13 protein-coding genes are annotated in these 18563 nt (G+C 39.6%); 9 read left to right on the top strand and 4 right to left on the bottom strand.

Going from position 1 to position 18563, the window contains the following annotated elements:
* Window positions 1–125: 125 nt before the first annotated feature.
* A complete protein-coding gene (locus VYJ22_RS05510; RefSeq protein WP_329905521.1) occupies window positions 126–779 on the bottom strand; it encodes a MarR family winged helix-turn-helix transcriptional regulator in 654 nt (217 codons plus the stop codon).
* 124 nt (window positions 780–903) lie between these two features.
* Here VYJ22_RS05510 and VYJ22_RS05505 point away from each other — a divergent pair, with 124 nt between their 5' ends.
* The 4 genes from VYJ22_RS05505 to VYJ22_RS05490 all read left to right on the top strand — a co-directional run bounded on the left by VYJ22_RS05505 (window position 904) and on the right by VYJ22_RS05490 (window position 5126).
* Window positions 904–1602, top strand: coding sequence for an ABC transporter ATP-binding protein (locus VYJ22_RS05505; protein WP_329905519.1), 699 nt, complete (start codon window positions 904–906; stop codon window positions 1600–1602).
* Between the two features lie 28 nt (window positions 1603–1630).
* Window positions 1631–2569 (top strand): HlyD family secretion protein, encoded by a 939-nt coding sequence (locus tag VYJ22_RS05500; protein WP_329905517.1) that lies wholly within the window; start codon window positions 1631–1633, stop codon window positions 2567–2569.
* An 18-nt stretch (window positions 2570–2587) separates the two neighbouring features.
* A complete protein-coding gene (locus tag VYJ22_RS05495) occupies window positions 2588–3724 on the top strand; it encodes an ABC transporter permease (protein WP_329905516.1) in 1137 nt (378 codons plus the stop codon).
* Between the two features lie 64 nt (window positions 3725–3788).
* Window positions 3789–5126, top strand: a complete 1338-nt coding sequence (locus VYJ22_RS05490) for a TolC family protein (RefSeq protein WP_329905515.1) — start codon at window positions 3789–3791, stop codon at window positions 5124–5126.
* 92 nt (window positions 5127–5218) lie between these two features.
* Here VYJ22_RS05490 and VYJ22_RS05485 read toward each other — a convergent pair whose 3' ends face one another.
* Window positions 5219–7729: a glycoside hydrolase family 2 TIM barrel-domain containing protein gene (locus tag VYJ22_RS05485; protein WP_407989424.1), complete on the bottom strand. Its 2511-nt coding sequence runs from the start codon at window positions 7727–7729 to the stop codon at window positions 5219–5221.
* Between the two features lie 293 nt (window positions 7730–8022).
* Here VYJ22_RS05485 and typA point away from each other — a divergent pair, with 293 nt between their 5' ends.
* Entirely contained in the window at window positions 8023–9822 is a 1800-nt protein-coding gene (gene typA, locus VYJ22_RS05480) for a translational GTPase TypA (protein WP_329905514.1), read from the top strand.
* Window positions 9823–9983: 161 nt separating this feature from the next.
* Window positions 9984–10325: a hypothetical protein gene (locus VYJ22_RS05475; RefSeq protein WP_329905513.1), complete on the top strand. Its 342-nt coding sequence runs from the start codon at window positions 9984–9986 to the stop codon at window positions 10323–10325.
* Between the two features lie 202 nt (window positions 10326–10527).
* Here VYJ22_RS05475 and VYJ22_RS05470 read toward each other — a convergent pair whose 3' ends face one another.
* A complete protein-coding gene (locus tag VYJ22_RS05470) occupies window positions 10528–11049 on the bottom strand; it encodes an isoprenylcysteine carboxyl methyltransferase family protein (RefSeq protein ID WP_329905511.1) in 522 nt (173 codons plus the stop codon).
* A gap of 1034 nt (window positions 11050–12083) precedes the next feature.
* Window positions 12084–13736: a fumarate hydratase gene (locus VYJ22_RS05465; protein WP_329905509.1), complete on the bottom strand. Its 1653-nt coding sequence runs from the start codon at window positions 13734–13736 to the stop codon at window positions 12084–12086.
* 388 nt (window positions 13737–14124) lie between these two features.
* On the opposite strand from VYJ22_RS05465, the gene VYJ22_RS05460 reads away from it, so the two are divergent.
* The 3 genes from VYJ22_RS05460 to proS all read left to right on the top strand — a co-directional run bounded on the left by VYJ22_RS05460 (window position 14125) and on the right by proS (window position 18293).
* Complete coding sequence (locus VYJ22_RS05460) at window positions 14125–15351, top strand: hypothetical protein (protein ID WP_329905508.1); 1227 nt, start codon at window positions 14125–14127, stop codon at window positions 15349–15351.
* Window positions 15352–15501: 150 nt separating this feature from the next.
* Window positions 15502–16719 (top strand): NADase-type glycan-binding domain-containing protein, encoded by a 1218-nt coding sequence (locus VYJ22_RS05455; protein ID WP_329905507.1) that lies wholly within the window; start codon window positions 15502–15504, stop codon window positions 16717–16719.
* A gap of 92 nt (window positions 16720–16811) precedes the next feature.
* Window positions 16812–18293, top strand: a complete 1482-nt coding sequence (gene proS, locus VYJ22_RS05450; RefSeq protein WP_329905506.1) for a proline--tRNA ligase — start codon at window positions 16812–16814, stop codon at window positions 18291–18293.
* The last annotated feature ends 270 nt before the right edge of the window (window positions 18294–18563 follow it).

Below are 18563 nucleotides of genomic sequence, written 5' to 3'. Positions count from 1 at the left end.
ATTTATATTTTTACAGAATGTGTAACACTTTTTGATAGCTTATATTGGGTAGTGATTACAAACCACCTATTTAAGAAACAAATTATGGTATAAGATCATTGTGCAGAGGCAGCTAAATTTAAAAACTATTCTTTATTTTTCATAGCTGCGTATATCTGCTCCAAAGTCATATCTCCACGCTTACCAAACATGCAACGGTGTGCCTGACACAGCTGTGTAAGAAGGTATGAAAGTGTATCTTTTTGCTCGTCACACAAAGGAGCGCATAAGATACCGGCACTTATCCTCAGACTTGGAAACATTTTATAAAGTTCCTCACGTCCTTTGTCTGTAATAAACACCCTTACACTACGACGGTCTTCGGTATCGGGCTCTTCGTAAATAAGACCGTTTTTATTGAGTCTTCTGATAATTTCGGCTCCGGAAGTCTTTTCCATGGCATTTCTGTTGTTGAGCTCAGTTTTGGTGAGACCATTGTCCGAAAACAAATTTACCAAATAACTGTAATCGTCTTCGGTCTGTAAGAAATCAGATTTGCTCAAAGCTGTTTTGATATAGCTCTTGGAATAGCGGTGAAGCAAACTGATATCGCGTGCGATATTGGCGTGTTGTCTGACATTATTTTGATCGCTTTGGTCATACGAAGGTTTTTCTTCTACCAAAATACCATTCATAAAAGCGATAAAACTTTTGATGTTCAAATCCGACTGAAAAGGATTTGATTTCTCGTATAATTCAATATACTCCAATAGATCTATTACAAGCTGTTTTGTCCTCATACATGTCTTGAGATATCTTCATTTGAGAATGTAAATTTATACTATCTAAAAATTATATCCAAAAAACTTGTTTGTTGGTACGATTTTGTATTTATTTGTATTTACAAAGTACACATACATACCTATGAAGCAGATTGCATCATTAAAAGGAGTCAGCAAGAGTTACAAGACGGGAGACACTACCATCATAGCTCTACAAACTACTGATATTTCCATCAATACGGGTGAGCTTACACTCGTTGTAGGACCATCAGGGTCGGGCAAAACTACACTTATATCTATTATAGGTGGAGTATTGTATCCATCGGAAGGAGAGGTATACCTTGACAATAAAAAAATCAGCGAAATGAATGAGACGGAGTTGGCACACCAAAGATTACAACACATTGGCTTCGTATTCCAGGGATTCAATCTTCTGGCTCCACTCACGGCTTTGGAAAATGTAATGCACCCCCTAATACTCAAAGGGGTGAAAAGGAAAGTAGCGAAAAATCAGGCAAAAGAGTTACTGACTGAATTGGGACTGGCCAACAGGATGAATAACCTGCCTAAAGAACTAAGTGGAGGACAACAACAACGGGTAGCTATAGCAAGGGCGCTAATCTCGAATCCTGAAATTATTCTCTGCGACGAACCCACAGCGGCTTTGGATCATGAGAGTGCCAAAAAGGTAATGGATACGCTGCAAATACTATCGCATCAAGATAAAGCGGTAGTGGTGGTAACACACGATATGAGACTGAAAGAATACGCCGACAGAACTATCGATGTGATAGAGGGGAAGATAAGCTCCGATACCTCTGATAATTCCAATAAAAATTGAAAAGATGATGACTAAAAAACTATTGAACATGAAAAGAAATATTGTGGCCGGTACGGTTATAAGCTTAGTTTTGTACGGTTGTAGTGGCAAATCAGATAATAAGGCTACAGGTGAATCACAATATACATTGGACTCGCTTACCACTGCAATGGGTAGCGGCATGATACAACCCATAGGAGGTATAGTAAATCTGGCTGCCCCACAAAAAGGAGTGGTAAAAAAAGTTATGGTAAAGTCTGGGGAACTTGTAGAGAAAGGACAGCCACTTATTGAACTGGAAAATACAGAACAATCTATCTCCTTGTCCGAAGCTCGAGAAAACTATCAAACTCTGCAAGCTGAAGTACAATCAGCACAAATCAATTATCAACAAGCACTGATAGAATTGAACAAGAAGCAAAAAGATTACCGGGACGGACAAGCTTTGTTTCAAGCAAAAGCCATGACAGCTAATGATCTGCTCAACTTACTAACAGCATATGAATCTCAAAAAGCAACTAGCAAAAGATTGGAGAATGAGGTCAACATTGCTCGTAAAAAAGCATTCGGCAGCAACTATAACGTAGCCTCGATAAACAAGACTTACGGCGACATGACCTTCAAAGCACCTTCCAAAGGACGCATCATTGATCTTGACCTCAAACCGGGCGAAGCAATAGAAACTTACAAAGAGTATGCTGTACTTGCGCCTAGTGACTCTCTGGAAGTGAAAGCTGAGATGGACGAACTTGTTGCCAATAGAATTAGAGAAGGTCAGAAATGCACCATAAAATCTCTTGCAGACAATTCCGTCGTAGCCACAGGTACAGTAAAATCTATGAGTCCCGATTTAAAAAAGAAATCAATATTCTCTGACACGGGAGATGATATGCAAGACAGACGAATCAGAATTGTATATATCAGCTTGGATAAGCCCGATAATCTACTTATAGGAAGTAAAGTATCCTGCGAGATCAAAATCAAGTAAACTTTTATTATTCGTGCTATGATCAAAACAGCCATTAGTTTCATGCGCTACGAGCGAAGTAAGAGTATAGGTATACTTGTCAGTATTGTCATAAGCATATTCTTAGTAGGTCAGCAAGTGGGTATATTTCTCTTCCTGGCAAGCATCATCGGTGGACTTGTAAATAACTCGGACACCGAGAAGGCTGATATTTTTGTAATCAGCAACCGTACCGAGAACATGAATCAACTTACACCTTTTGATATAAGATGGGTAAATCAGCTCAAAGGAATAGAGGATGTAGCCGATGCGCAAGGGTTCTTGATGATGACTGTACCAATAAAGTTTCCTGACGGCTCCGTCTCTGCTACTACCCTTGTGGGTAGCGATTTCCCTGAAATGATAGCCGGGCCCAGAAATGGATTGATCAAAGAGGGTAACTACGGAAATCTTTTAGGACAAAATGTGGTATCAGTAGATCGTTATGATTTCAAAACTTTCGGACATAAGATGCATACCGGTTATGCTTTCGAAATCAATGGAAAAAGAGCTGAGGTAGGCGTTATCACACAGAATGCTAAGGGTTATTCATCCCCTATAGCATATACTACAACAGAGAATGTACGCAACCTAGCCAATGTATCACCGTATCTTGTAAGCGGAGTAATCATCACTGCTAAAAACAAACAAGACATTCCTGCTATTATAGACAGGATCAATTCTTCCCAGATAGACCTCAGGGCATGGAGTCGTAAAGATCTGGTCCGAAGTACGGTGATCAAAATAACGACGGCAAATAATATGGGTGTCAGCATGGGTATCATGGTGATCTTTGCAGTGATCAGCGGCTTCTTTATCATTGGGCTTACACTTTACTCTTCCACCTTTGATCGCATCAAAGACTATGGCACACTCAAAGCCATAGGAGCCACCAATGGGTACATCAAGAAACTTATCATGACACAAACAGCGATCTATGGTGTTTTAGGCTTTATCTTGTCTTATCTACTACTTATAGTTGCACAGATAGGAATGGCCAAGGCTGGGTTGGTGATCAGGTATACACCACTCTTCCTGCTGGCATTATTCTCCCTGACCATGATAATCGCTATAGGAGGATCGCTATTTTCCGTAAAAAAACTAAGTAAAGTGGATCCGTCAATGGTATTCAAATAAATACAACACACCTATGAGCAGCAATAAAATTATCAAATCTTATATAATATGTGTCGGACTCCTTATGTGGGGAAGTAATATACTTCATGCGCAGCAATCGCTTCAGGATACATTGTCACATCTCACTTGGAATGACGTAAGTGAAATTACAATGCGTCATCACCGAGATATTCTCATTGGAGAGCAAGAAGTGCTGAATGCACAAAAAGAAAGAGGCATCAAAACAGCAGAGCTTTTCCCTATAATCAAGGGTACTGGCAACATACGCCATAATATAAAGATACAACAAACACCGATGCCTGCAAAACTAATTGATCCCAATGCTCCATGGGATGAGATGACTACCGTAAAGATGGGAAGTAAATGGGGAAGCGCTGTAGGACTTCAAGCAGATTGGACACTCTTCGACCCCGAAGTGCAAGGAGAGAGACAGAGTGCTGTGTATAGTATCAAAGAGAAGATGCTGGACAAAGCTATAACTATCAATCAAAAAAAACAAAATGCCCTCAAAGCGTTTGCAGCATTCGTTGTAAGTAACGAACAGCTGACCTCTACCGTAGCAGACACTATATCGGCTTACGAGAATTACAGATATAACAAAGAACTATTTTCAAAAGAAAAAATCCTCAAAGAAGAGCTAAATAAGAGCTATGCCGCACTGATTGATTCGAAAATAAGATACGACGAAGCATGGAAGATAGAGCGATCTGCAAAAGCAGAATTACTATCTAGTATGGGGCTACGTCCTACGAATCAATTTATTGAAGCTCTTGCCACAGACGAGACTCTTTTTTCTATGATCACTGACCGATTAAACAATTATACCGGGGATAAATGGCAAACCTACACCAAGAATAAAAGCCTCACAATACAAAAGCTGGATATAGAAATAGACAAAGCAAAACACAATATTAAGATAGATAAGCTGAGCTTTTTACCCAAATTATCCCTCAATGCATATTACGGTGCTAATTTTTACAGCAAAGACATTGATTTGGGGCATAGAGACAAATGGTATGGCAATAGCTTTATTGCCCTGAATGTCACACTTCCTCTTACAGGAATATATACTAATGCGTCCAAATTGAGTCAAAGTAAAACTCAAGAGATAATAGCTTTACTCCAATACGAAAAAGAAAGCAATCTTAGACTCAACGAAATACAAAAGGCTGTAATGGAAATACAATACAGACAGAAAACTTATGACAGCAAGAAAGAAGCAGTTACACTCTATAATGAAAATTTTAATACTGCTAAATTGCGCTACTCTAAAGGTTATTTGCTAGAAAAGGATCTAAAAAACGAAGAGTTCAAGTACAAACAAAGTTTAGCAGATCAGATGCAGGCTGCCTACAATCTCATCGTCTCACTCATAGACTACCAAGCAGCTATACAAAACTAAAAATATTGAAAAAATGAAGACGCTTGTTTCAGTGAAACAAGCGTCTTTGTAATTATACTGTGAATCAGTTATAATATAACCGTTCCCACGTATTACTTTGTATTTATGGTAACAGAAGCAGATTTCAAGCCTTTGGCAGAAACCGTAAGTATGGCTTGTCCTTTTTTCTTAGAAGACTGCACCAATACCGTAAGCATACCACTGAAAGCATGGTGGCGTGGCAGATGAAACTGATCCAACGAAGCAGGATTGCCCGAAGCAGCAGCCTTAAAATGGCCTACACCTTTTACATCAAATATGAGTAACCTATCGTCATCAGGACACAAATTACCATCTTTGTCCACAATGCTTACGGTAACAAATGAAATATCTTTACCATCAGCACTGATCTCATTTCTATCGGCTTTCAGTTGTACTTTATATGGTTTACCTGCTGTTTTTACTTCACGTACGGCAGCCTCCCTCCCTTGGGCATCATAGGCTACCACCTTCACGGTACCGGGCTCATACACGGTATTCATCCACATCAAGCGATATCTCTTTTGGCGTGTAAAATTCTGCTCATGTTCTTTCCCCTCTGAATTATCTGCAGTCACAGACATATCTTTTTTTATACGCCCCTGACTCTTGCCATTGATAAATAATTCCGCCTCAGGATAATTTGTATAAACAAATATCGGGGTAACTTTGCCTTCTCTACCTGGCCATGTCCAGTGAGGAAGGATATGCAGTGTTGCAACTGAGGGATTCCAATGACTTTTGTATAAGTAGTACCGATCTTTGGGAATTCCGGCCAGATCGACTATACCAAATAGAGAGCTATGACTGGGCCATTCGCTGTAATAAGGAGTAGGTTCGCCAAGATAATCGATCCCTGTCCACACAAACTCACCCATAGACCAAGGCAGGTCATCGTGACGAATAAAATCATCTTCGGGCAGATTACTCCAACCGCAATGTTCCACATCATAAGAAGAAGATTGGTGATCATCATATTTTGCCATGGACTTACGCTCTACAGGGAACTTGTATACACCACGTGAGCTTACTGTAGATGCAGTTTCAGAACCAAGGAGAAACCCTTGGGGCAGTACTTTGTGTGCTTCATTATACTTAAAAGGTCTGTAATTGAACCCCGGCACATCCAATATCGCTGCCATACTGTTTTTGAGCACGGCATCAGGTGCATCCATCCCGTTAGTTACAGGTCTGGTAGGATCCTCCATGTGACAGAGTTGTTGCAATTCATATTCCATTTTGGCACCATCCGCATCCCATTGCTCGGGAACTTCATTGCCTATGCTCCACATTACTATACTGGCATTGTTTCGGAACTGATGGATGAGATTGGTAAGATCACGACGATGCCACTCCGCGAAATCTCTGTTGTATCCGTTGGCTACTTTGGGTTTTGCCCAAGAATCGAAAGACTCCGCCATCACCATCATTCCCATTTCATCACAAAGTTTGATGAATTCAGGAGCAGGCATGTTGTGCGATGTCCTGATAGCATTGGCTCCCATGTCTTGCATTTGTTTTATCTGGCGTCTCATAGCCGCAACATTCACTGCTCCGCCCAGTGGGCCAAGGTCATGATGCAGACATACTCCTTTGAACTTTAGCTTACGTCCATTGAGGAAGAAGCCTTCATTTTGCACCAGTTTTATACTCCTTACTCCAAAGGGAATAACTTCTTGATCCAATACCTCTCCCACATTATTTTTCAGCGTAACCGTACAATGATAAAGATTAGGTTTGTTGATGTCCCACAAAGCAGGATTATCTATGCGAGTAGTTACTGCTACCAGAGAATCAGACTTACTCATCGCCTTCTTTACGGAAGTGGATGCATATTGTACAGCATTGCCCCGAACATCCGTAATCATATAATCGAGGGCATAGTCTTGTTTTTGTTCAGCCAACCCTGATACACGGGAGGTAATATCTACCTGTGCATAACGGTCGTTTATCTCAGGTGTTTGAATAAATGTACCCCACTCCGGTAAGTTTACTTTATTTTGAATAATGAGATGCACATTACGATATAGTCCCGCTCCGGGATACCAACGACTACTCTCATGTGGGTTTTCGAGACGCACAGCAATAACATTCTTACCGGGCTTTACAGCCTTATCAATATCCAGTATAAATGTATTGTATCCATATGGCCAATACCCCACAGAGTCTCCATTGACATACACTTTGGCGTGGCTCATGGCTCCGTCAAATTTGAGAGAGACTTTATGTGAGCCTATATCTGACGGTAATTGTACATACGTTCTATACCACCCTACTCCCACAAAAGGCAAACCTCCGGTTCTACCGGCATGCTCCATGGCTTCCTTTTGACCATCTTGAGCTATAGCCACATGTTGCATATCGTTTTTGTAGCTAAATGGACCATAGATTGCCCAATCATGAGGCACTGTTACAGACTGCCATTTAGTATCATTATAATTAACAGCAGAAAAATCCGGCTTGTCTTGCCGAGTAAATTTCCATCCTTCTTCCAGTGTTTTCACAATGCGGCTTTGTGCGCTAATGCCCCATGACATAGCACTAAGCAAACTCATCAGTAGCCAAAAGTGTCTGTATCTATTCATACGTAGAGACTTGATAAAATTTAAAACTAAATAAGGGTTATTTTCTTCAAAGATACAGTAACAAAAGGTAAAACCCAATATGGCGCTCCCTCTTACAAACAAAAACAACATATTTTATTATTAAACGGACTGTAAAACAGAGGTAAATATACAGATCATGCAAAACTGATTATTCCCCAACGTGCTTCTCTCTATATTGAAAGCCAAGAGACAATGGTGGGCAAAAGGTTTGAACAACTTCTAAGACAAACGATTTCTTTTTCGTAACTTTGTGGGGAATTATTTTATAATCAATGCAAGACATTAGAAATATTGCAATTATTGCACACGTAGACCACGGAAAAACTACGCTGGTAGACAAAATGCTCCTAGCGGGCAAACTTTTTAGAGATGACAAAGCTGCTGAAGTTGACACTTATCTCGACAACAACGACTTGGAGCGTGAGCGTGGTATAACGATCTTGTCCAAAAACGTAAGCATCCAATACAAGGGGACTAAAATCAATATTATTGATACTCCGGGACACGCCGACTTTGGCGGTGAAGTGGAGAGAGTACTCAACATGGCGGATGGTTGCCTTTTGCTGGTCGATGCTTTTGAAGGCCCTATGCCTCAAACACGCTTTGTACTCCAAAAAGCCATTGAGATGGGGCTGAAACCCATTGTGGTTATCAATAAAGTGGACAAACCCAACTGCCGTCCTTCCGAAGTACAAGATATGGTATTTGACCTCATGTTTAGTCTCAACGCCACGGAAGACCAGCTTGATTTTGAAACGATATACGGATCTGCAAAGCAAGGTTGGATGAGCTTGGAGTATCAAAAACCGGCCGAAGATATTACCCCTCTGCTTGATGCGATCATAGAACATATCCCTGCTCCCGAACAAATAGAAGGCCCAGCACAGATGCTTATCACATCGCTGGATTTCTCTTCTTATGTAGGGCGTATAGCAGTGGGGCGTGTGCATCGCGGAACTCTCAAGGAAGGCCAAGAGATAGCACTATGCAAAAGAGACGGTACTCAATCCAAGATGAGGATCAAAGAGCTTAATGTATTCGAAGGGCTGGGTAGAACCAAAGTGGCAGAAGTCTCCTCAGGAGATATTTGTGCGGTTATAGGCATTGAAGGTTTTGAAATCGGCGAAACCATTGCTGATGCAGCACAACCCGAAGCCTTGGATGCAATAGCAGTAGATGAGCCTACAATGAGTATGCTTTTTACCATCAACAATTCGCCATTCTATGGCAAGGAAGGTAAATTTGTTACTTCACGCCATATCCATGATAGATTGATGAAAGAGCTTGATAAAAATCTTGCTCTCAGAGTAGTCCCTACAGACTCGGCCGATAGCTGGCTTGTGTATGGTAGAGGTGTACTGCATCTTTCTGTATTGATAGAAACCATGAGGCGCGAAGGATACGAACTTCAGGTGGGCCAACCACAGGTAATCATCAAAGAAATCGATGGAGAGAAGTGCGAACCGATCGAATTATTGACAATCAATCTGCCCGAAGAGGCATCGAGTAAGGTTATAGACTTAGTGACACGTCGCAAGGGCGAGATGGTTATGATGGAGAACAAGAATGAAAGGGTATTCCTCGAATTTAAAATACCATCCAGAGGTATCATCGGACTCAATAATACTGTGCTCACCATATCGGCGGGCGAAGCGGTAATGGCACATAGATTTTTAGATTTCGAGCCGTGGAAAGGAGAGATAGAAAGAAGAAACAACGGCTCTATCATAGCATTGGATGGAGGTACTGCTTTTGCCTATGCTCTCAACAATCTCCAAAGTAGAGGTAAGTTTTTCATATCTCCCCAAGAAGAGGTTTATGGTGGTCAAGTAGTAGGCGAGCACTCCAAGGAAGGAGATCTTTGCGTCAATGTATGCAAGAGTAAAAAACTCACTAATATGCGAGCTTCGGGCAGTGATGATAAAGTTTCTCTAGCTCCTCCCATCGTATTTAGCTTAGAAGATGCATTAGAATACATCAAAGCTGACGAATATGTAGAGATCACTCCTAAAAGCATGAGGATGCGCAAAATCATTTTGGACGAAACGGAAAGGAAACGTTCGTCGAGATAATAAGATTTCTAAACGTATCTGTAATAATAAATGAAAGGTTGACTCGGGGATGTCTGAGTCAACCTATTTATTTTGTTTCCAAAAAGAATGTAAATATTAAACCTTATATACCCTCTGATCTCTAATGTATAAAGTAGGCAATAGATATAAAACAAACAGTTATGAAAAATAAATTATTAATCATCGCATCCACCATTGCGTTGAGTTTAGTTTTGGTATCTTGCAGCTCCAGAAGGGTTGCATATGACAATGATGACTACTATGGCTATAGGACTGCTCCATACGGCCAAACTTTACCTCCGGGACAAGCAAAAAAAATATATGGAGATAAAAATGCTCGTAGATATGCTCCCGGCCAGCAAAAGAAACAATATCGCAACCATAGATATTACAGAAAAAAGAGAGATGGACGGAGGGTAATTATTTATGACCGTTATGGCAATCGTGTTTACACTCAAACATCATATCCCCCCGGATCTGTAATAATAGTACAAAAGCGATGAAGAGTTAGCTCTCGCCTATTTTCATAGGTTCAACAATTATATATCATAATTAATAAAAAAGTCTCCCTTTCAGGGGAGAAATAGATTGAAAAGGTTCTCTTAGAAAAGCGAAAGCTGCAAGAATCGATATCCTATAAAAGAGGAGAATTTCGATTTTTGCAGCTTATTTTTATAATCGACTCTGAATTACGATCAAATACAATCAAGCGGCTTTAGAAAAGAGGCCTTTCATGGCTCTTTCTTCCTGCACAATACGCACCAATAGCACACAGCAATAGATAGGTAAGCCATACATCATAGTATTCCACGAATTACACAAAAGGGCCACACCAATAAGCTCAGGTATAATATTCAGAATATAATTGGGGTGCCTCACTACACGAAAAAGAAAACTTTTCTCTATCCTATGATTAGGAGCAATATACAACTTCACAGTCCAGACATCTCTCAGTTTGTATATGACATAAAAGAGCATAATATAAGAGAAAGCTATAACTACAGCACCAATAGCAGAATAATTGTTGAACGAAACGCCCGAAGTATAGGCTTCATACAAAGCACAAAAATAATAGGCTATGTGAGCGAGTGTAAGTAAAAGCGAATTGAGCTTCCCGTATTGCACAGCACCCATAAGTTTGAGGCGCTTTTCATTTTTGATAGAAATATACAATGACATTAGTCGCAATACAAAAAATGCACTAAAAATAATTACAATTTGCTGCATATGAGTAAATAAATATTTAGATGAAACTAATTTAATCATGTAAGCTTATATTATCCCCAACGTATGACTACGAAAAACATTAAAATGATACCCTTATATCATATTTACAATATAGAGAATAGTTCGCATCACGGATAATCAAAACTATTTGTACATGATCAGATTTTGATTAAAACTCTTTAAAAACATACAAATATAGCTAAAAAACCGCACACAATAGCAAAAAGTGAGCAAAAAAAAACAAAGACGTAAAGTTTAGCTCAAGCATATTAAGGCAATTTAAATACTGATAATCAAAATCTTATATTTAACTTATAAAATCATTCATACCTAACAATCTATTTTTAAACTTTCCCTACCTCATCCTTGTTAAATCACAGAATCGGGGAAAAACACGAAATTTATTTATTACTTATATACTGAATTTATATGAAAAGAAATAATTACTACTCAAATGAAAGAGACTTCCTGAATATATATATGTTGATGCACAGGACAACAATATGAAATATGAGAATAACTTTTTTGAAACGGAAATGAAATATCATTTTATCAATTTCTGAATATCAATATAGAGTATCACATTGTCAAAATAAGTTTTTTTGAATACGTCATTCGGCGTCTTCAGATATAAAAGACATGAATGCGTATAAAATAAATCCGTAAGCAGTGTAAAAACCTGCTTACGGATTTTTATTTTTTTGGTTGAAAAAGTAGTTTATTCTTAGTTACGCTTCTCTTTTTTTCTAACTAGCTTCTTATATTTTTCTAACTAAGAAATTATAAATTGCTAGTTAGAAAAAAAATAAAACCTAACTAAGAAAATAGTGAAGCTCAGTTATAAAACTGAAGGCATCATAAAGAATGTAAAAAAAACAACGTTTTCAAGGCTTATCACAAATATCAAAAAGACAAATTTCACAAACAAACCACATCACAATGAGCATAAATAACTCAATATTAAATCAAATTATCAAAATTAATTTTATTGATATGATTGAGGTAAAACTGACTTTTTGATAAAGAATTGCAGATTATTTCATCAATCCACAATTCTGACATTTTTCTTTGATCTGGGTAAAGAAGTCGTTACCCTTGTCATCTACAAGAATAAAAGCAGGGAAATCTTCCACTTCGATCTTCCAGATAGCCTCCATCCCCAATTCAGGGTACTCCAAACACTCTACCTTCTTGATACTGTCTTGAGCAAGTATAGCAGCAGGGCCACCAATACTTCCCAGATAGAAACCTCCATGCTTTTTACATGCATCAGTAACTTGCTGGCTACGATTACCCTTGGCTATCATTATCATACTACCGCCATGACTTTGGAAGAGATCGACATAGCTATCCATACGTCCTGCGGTAGTAGGGCCAAACGAACCGCTCGGCATTCCTTCGGGAGTCTTAGCCGGCCCGGCATAATAAATAGGATGATCCTTGACATACTGCGGTAATCCCTCTCCATTATCAATGCGCTCTTTGAGCTTGGCATGAGCTATATCACGTCCCACAATAATGGTACCGGTAAGTGACAAACGTGTAGATACAGGATATTTGGAGAGTTCCTGAAGAATCTCAGGCATAGGACGATTCAGATTGATTTTCACCGCTTCGCCTTCGCCTGCGTTGCGCATGGATTCTGGTATAAACTTGCCAGGATTTGTTTCGAGTTTTTCTACCCATATCCCTTCCCTATTTATCTTAGCTTTGATATTTCTGTCTGCTGAACAGCTTACTCCCATACCAACAGGGCAAGAAGCTCCGTGGCGAGGAAGACGTATGATGCGCACATCATGAGCAAAATATTTACCGCCAAACTGTGCTCCTAACCCAAGTTTATAAGCCTCTTCGAGCACTTTCTTTTCCAGCTCTATATCACGAAAGGCTTGTCCGCCCTCATTGCCTACAGTAGGCAATTCATCATAATATTTGGCAGAAGCGAGCTTCACGGTCTTGAGGTTTGTCTCTGCAGAGGTACCGCCTATAACAAAAGCAATGTGGTAAGGGGGGCATGCTGCTGTGCCTAAGGTGCTCATCTTATCAACCAAAAATTTAACCAAGGTGTCGGGATTAAGAAGAGCTTTGGTTTCCTGGAACAAATAGGTCTTATTGGCCGATCCTCCCCCCTTGGCTATACAAAGGAAATTATATTCATCTCCATCTACCGAGAGCAAATCAATCTGAGCAGGAAGGTTGCATCCCGTATTGATTTCCTTATACATATCCAAAGGAACATTCTGTGAATATCTCAGATTGTCTTCGGTATAAGTATCATACACACCATGAGAAAGATGTTCTTCGTCATGACCGCCTGTAACCCAAACTTGCTGACCTTTTTTGCCTAAAATAATAGCCGTACCGGTATCTTGACATACCGGTAGCTGACCTTTGGCAGAAACTTCGGCATTGCGAAGGAAAGTCAAGGCTACATATTTATCATTTTCTGAAGCTTCCGGATCATGAAGTATTTTGGCTACTTGCTCCTGATGCTCAGGACGCAGATAGAAAGACACATCATGAAAAGCTTGCTTGGCAAGCATTCTGAGAGCTTCGGGATCTACTTTGAGGATATCTTTGCCTTCGAAATTGCTTACTGATACATAATCTTTTGTCAGAAGATAATACTCAGTTCTATCCGGACCTACCGGAAAGGGCTTTTGGTACTTAAATGGAGGTGTTGCCATTACATTAAAATTTAGGAATAAACCGATTAATGATATTTTTATACAAATATAACAATTTCTTATCTATGAATCTCATAATAAAGGAAGAGTTATCTGCATGATATCATTTTTTCGTTTTCTGCCAATATAGACAGTATCAAATATAGGTAAGAATAAAATTTGACAAACTTACATAAAAATCAGCAATACACATATCAAATAACAACGCAAAAAACAAATTGGGCAACATAATGGAAAAGAAATTGGATAAATGTGTTGTATGTGTTAAGATTTAATTACATTTATGCGTTCGTTAACAAAGGTCCACTTAAGGATATTACCTTTGCAATCGATTTTTTTTAAAATATTGCAAAACGACTTTTCTTTTAACTTTATTTTATATAAGCAAATGAAATCAACAAAAACACTTCGTTCTTTAGCGGCTTTATCCGCTGTTGCTGCATTTAGTTTATTCAATTCGGTTCGCAGTTACGCTCAAGGAATCAAAGACTATGATTTTGACATTAGCGGTTATATCCAGGCTGATGTAGCATATGGGCAAAAGTATGCCCGGTCTATGGTAGGAGAGATTTATCGGTTCAATGGACAAGCCAATAAAGACTTTTGGCGTGCAGGTATAGCCCGCGGTCTTGTCAGAGCTGCGGTAACTCGTGGAGAATGGCAGGCAGTAGCCCAGATAAATATGACTGAAAACAAGATCAGACCTTACAGCATGTTTATTAAGTATAGTCCCGATTATCTATACAATTCTAATCTTATAGTCGGGTTGCAAGACCAAATATTCGGACAGGAATGTCCCGGAAGTTCAAAATATAGGGAAAGTCCGGAACGTAGTATTTTCATTTCGGATTTATTCAACGGTGTGATTGAGCTAGGAGCACGTGCCCACTGGGCTCCCAAACAACAAATCAGCGGTTTTAATCAATTAGGCTTTGACTTGATGGTAACCGGAGGTAACAGCGGTGGTGCTTTCCGCAAAAATACTCCTGATGTTATAGCCAAACTGATATTGGGTAATACCGGTGATAAAACATCTTGGCAATTGGGTGGATCAGCATATATCGGTAATGTACCTCAAGTAGACGAACAATCTAATATCAAGAGACAATATTGGGGTGCCTATGGCGAATTTAAGCAGAAATGGGCAGCTGGTATTACCAGTCTTCGTGGTGAAATGATCACAGGATGGCAGCCCGGACGCAAAAACAGCAATACTGTAACAGGGCAATTTGTAACAACAGATCAATATTTTGTAAAAGACGATCCTATTCTCAAAAGACACTTCTTGGGGGTAAGCAGTACTTTCATGCACGAACTCCCTTGTGCTCCCTTGCAAGCAGTAGTAAAATTTTATCATTATGACAGAAACACTAAATTGTCTGCCAATGATATAGCTGCGCAATTGGACAAAGATCCCAAAAGTCTAAATGCTTACAATGAAGGTACGCACAATGTATGGGGATTCGGTCTCAACTATTGGTTAGCCAATAGATCGGTAAGACTTACGGCTTACTACGAAAAGGTAGATCATCAGAAAATAAATTCTAAAAACACGATCTACAGTGGCAATGTCAATGATGATACATTCACCTTCAGAATGCAATATATCTTTTAGACAAAATCATACTTATATATACAACCAAGGCTCTTGCATAGAATTTATGCAAGAGCCTTATTTTATTATTACAAAGCTGTTGAAAATAATTTGCATCGAAATCATATAAATAATTTATGTAAATTGCATCCTACTTAAAAAATCTTGAATATGAAAAGAATTGCAACTTACATATCTCTTACATTATTACTTGCAACACAGTACATAATGCATGCACAAGATCTCCCCACACTGAAGGCTGAGACCAGAGAGGCAAAGAAGTTTTCAAAGATAGAGAGTGAAAATTGGCAAAAGGCATTGGACCTATTCGAAAGAATAAATTTGGGGAAGATGGATCCCCAAAGCCTTTCTCCATCACAAAAAATGATGATTGATTCTCTGGAACAAACAGATGCAGGGCCTCTTACAGTTCCTTCAGGCTGTAGCTGGTATTGTGGAGGTGGTCCGTACAAAATCACAGCAAGCTCAACCCTAAAAGGGATGATGAACAATACTTATAAGGCTGACAATATCCATGACTTTAATATTTTGACTGCATGGGGTGCCAACAATAAAATCAACCCTATAGGGCAGAAAGTCAATTTTTATTTCAAACCATTTTCACCCAGAGTAACAAAGATCATTATTTGGAACGGTTATCAGAAAAATACAGATTTATGGAAAGCAAATTCGAGAGTCGCAAAATTCAAACTCTTGATAAATAATAAACCTATTGCTATTCTCGAACTACAAGACATCATTAATGCCCAGGCATTTAGTATAGATCCCATTCAGTCGACAGACAAAGCTAAAGATATGATTATAACTTTGGAAGTCATGGATATATACAAAGGGGATAAGTACAATGACTTGATGATCAGTGAAATTAATTTCGACGGATTGGATGTTCATTGCTTTGCACCCGGGACATTGATCACAATGGCCGATGGTACAAAGAAAAAGATAGAAGATATTACCACTACAGATGAAGTAATGACTTATGATGTGCAAAACAATAGACTGCTTGCAGCCCATGTAAAAGAACTTATCAAAGCCCGCCACACCAATCTTTGGGAATTGAGGTTTAGCAAAGGAGCCGTTATTACCACAGATGATCATCCTTTTATGCTTGATGATAAGTCTTGGGCATCCTTAAATCCTGAGAAATCAAATAAAAACTACAATCAGCAGTCAGTGGTAAAAAAGCTATCTGTAGGTGATAAAGTCTATTGGAACAAAGGTGATGCTAAACAAACTTTACTGATAGAAATAATCTCTAAACATCACACCGAAGGATTGACTTATACGCTCGAACTCGAGAGCGGTACAAACTTCATTGCTAATGATATGGTGGTAAAAACTGAAACAATACGCACCGCTAAAGACTGATAGTGTACAATTAGTTGACTTAATGAAGTATTAAGGCTGTGTTTTTATTAACTTTGCATCCAAATTAATCAACGAAAAGAAAAATACCTATCATGGCAAAAGAACTGAAAGAGCTTACACCACGAAGCGAGAGTTACTCGCAGTGGTATCAGGACTTGGTTATCAAAGCAGACTTAGCAGAAAATTCTGCCGTACGTGGTTGCATGGTGATCAAACCCTATGGATATGCTATCTGGGAAAAGATGCAAAGAGTATTAGATGATATGTTTAAAGAAACCGGTCATGTCAATGCATATTTCCCTCTGTTTATCCCCAAAAGCTTTTTGAGCAAAGAGGCAGATCACGTAGAGGGTTTTGCCAAAGAATGCGCTGTAGTAACTCATTATCGGCTCAAAACAAACCCTGATGGTACAGGCGTGGTTGTGGATCCGCAAGCTAAGCTTGATGAAGAGCTGATAGTGCGCCCGACATCGGAAACAATCATATGGAATACCTATAAGAACTGGATACAGTCGCATAGAGACCTCCCTATCCTATGTAATCAATGGGCCAATGTTGTGAGATGGGAGATGCGTACACGCTTGTTCTTGCGTACAGCCGAATTTTTGTGGCAAGAAGGGCACACAGCCCATGCGACACGTGAAGAAGCGGAAGAGGAAGCCCGTAAGATGTTGGAAGTCTATGCCACTTTTGCGGAAAACTACATGGCTATGCCTGTAGTCAAAGGCGTCAAGTCGGCTAATGAACGCTTTGCCGGAGCTGTAGACACCTACACCATAGAGGCATTGATGCAAGACGGTAAAGCCCTTCAGTCCGGTACTTCTCACTTCTTGGGGCAAAATTTCGCCAAAGCATTTGACGTTACTTTTACCAATAAAGAAGGGCAGCGGGAACTCGTATGGGCTACTTCTTGGGGAGTCTCTACCCGTTTGATGGGGGCTCTGATTATGTCTCACTCCGATGACAATGGTTTGGTACTGCCTCCGAAATTAGCTCCTTTCCAAGTGGTCATTGTACCTATTTACAGATCAGAAGAGCAACTCAAGCAGATTAGCGAGAAAGTGGATGAGATTATACTGAAACTTAAAGCTAAAGGGATTACAGTGAAATATGACGACTCTGATAACAAAAAACCGGGATGGAAATTCTCGGAATATGAACTCAAGGGTGTTCCCGTGCGTTTGGCTATGGGAGGCAGAGATCTTGAAAATGGGACAATTGAGGTAGCACGCCGTGATACACTTACCAAAGAAACGGTGAGCATAGACGGAATTGATGAATATATAGCAACCCTATTGGAAGAAATCCAAGAGAATATTTTCCGTAAAGCACATGACTACCGTGCCGGACATACCATTACGGTGGAGACTTATGACGAGTTCAAGGAAAAAATCGAAGAAGGAGGATTTATTTTGGCACATTGGGACGGCACATCACAGACAGAAGAGCTTATCAAAGCGGAGACCAAGGCTACTATCCGCTGTATACCCATAGACGGTGATAAAACTCCTGGCAAATGCATGGTTACCGGTAAGCCTTCATCTCAAAGAGTTCTTTTTGCCAGAGCTTACTAACCACTACTCGAGCATTTAGACTGATTATAAAATAAGATTACATGATGCCGATCACTGAACCTCAGTGGTCGGCTTTTGTTTTATTTACGTAGATAAAATATTTTGCGTAATGATAAGATCAATTACACAAAAAGAGACTGTTGCAAAAGTCAACAGTCTTGTGGATTTTGGAGGCAAAGCCGACAAAAGACACTTTGACCGGGCAGAGAGGGTAAAGTGCAAGGCGATAAGAGTGAGTGCACAGGGAGTTTACTTCAGGTAAATGACCAA

This window comes from Porphyromonas pogonae (genome assembly GCF_036320655.1).
Classification (GTDB): Bacteria; Bacteroidota; Bacteroidia; order Bacteroidales; family Porphyromonadaceae; genus Porphyromonas; species Porphyromonas pogonae.
This window is presented reverse-complemented; position numbering and strand designations above follow the sequence as displayed.